At 57.5% G+C, this 1,517-nt stretch carries 1 rRNA gene; it reads left to right on the top strand.

The features are described from left to right. Positions 1 to 91 precede the first annotated feature (91 nt). A 16S ribosomal RNA gene (locus CRP45_RS32860) occupies positions 92 to 1,517 on the top strand; the annotation flags it as partial.

Genomic DNA, 1,517 nt, shown 5'->3' with positions numbered 1-1,517 from the left:
AAGTCAGCTAATTTCCGGCTGGCGATTGTTTTGCTAGGTTTTCGGACTCTAGTTTAGATCTGATTGCACCTTTGGGTGTGATTGTGAGTCTTCAACGGAGAGTTTGATCCTGGCTCAGGACGAACGCTGGCGGCGTGCTTAACACATGCAAGTCGAGCGGTAAGGCCCTTCGGGGTACACGAGCGGCGAACGGGTGAGTAACACGTGGGTGATCTGCCTCGCACTTCGGGATAAGCCTGGGAAACTGGGTCTAATACCGGATATGACTTCCAGCTGCATGGTTGGTGGTGGAAAGATTTATCGGTGCGAGATGGGCCCGCGGCCTATCAGCTTGTTGGTGGGGTAATGGCCTACCAAGGCGACGACGGGTAGCCGGCCTGAGAGGGCGACCGGCCACACTGGGACTGAGACACGGCCCAGACTCCTACGGGAGGCAGCAGTGGGGAATATTGCACAATGGGCGAAAGCCTGATGCAGCGACGCCGCGTGAGGGATGACGGCCTTCGGGTTGTAAACCTCTTTCGACAGGGACGAAGCGCAAGTGACGGTACCTGTAGAAGAAGCACCGGCCAACTACGTGCCAGCAGCCGCGGTAATACGTAGGGTGCGAGCGTTGTCCGGAATTACTGGGCGTAAAGAGCTTGTAGGCGGTTTGTCGCGTCGTCTGTGAAAACTCACAGCTCAACTGTGAGCTTGCAGGCGATACGGGCAGACTTGAGTACTGCAGGGGAGACTGGAATTCCTGGTGTAGCGGTGAAATGCGCAGATATCAGGAGGAACACCGGTGGCGAAGGCGGGTCTCTGGGCAGTAACTGACGCTGAGAAGCGAAAGCGTGGGTAGCGAACAGGATTAGATACCCTGGTAGTCCACGCCGTAAACGGTGGGCGCTAGGTGTGGGTTTCCTTCCACGGGATCCGTGCCGTAGCTAACGCATTAAGCGCCCCGCCTGGGGAGTACGGCCGCAAGGCTAAAACTCAAAGGAATTGACGGGGGCCCGCACAAGCGGCGGAGCATGTGGATTAATTCGATGCAACGCGAAGAACCTTACCTGGGTTTGACATACACCGGAAACCTGCAGAGATGTAGGCCCCCTTGTGGTCGGTGTACAGGTGGTGCATGGCTGTCGTCAGCTCGTGTCGTGAGATGTTGGGTTAAGTCCCGCAACGAGCGCAACCCTTGTCCTGTGTTGCCAGCGCGTAATGGCGGGGACTCGCAGGAGACTGCCGGGGTCAACTCGGAGGAAGGTGGGGACGACGTCAAGTCATCATGCCCCTTATGTCCAGGGCTTCACACATGCTACAATGGCCGGTACAGAGGGCTGCGATACCGTGAGGTGGAGCGAATCCCTTAAAGCCGGTCTCAGTTCGGATCGGGGTCTGCAACTCGACCCCGTGAAGTTGGAGTCGCTAGTAATCGCAGATCAGCAACGCTGCGGTGAATACGTTCCCGGGCCTTGTACACACCGCCCGTCACGTCATGAAAGTCGGTAACACCCGAAGCCGGTGGCCTAACCCCT

Origin of the sequence: Nocardia amikacinitolerans (assembly GCF_900215415.1) — a bacterium.
Classification (GTDB): Bacteria; Actinomycetota; Actinomycetes; order Mycobacteriales; family Mycobacteriaceae; genus Nocardia; species Nocardia amikacinitolerans.
This window is presented reverse-complemented; position numbering and strand designations above follow the sequence as displayed.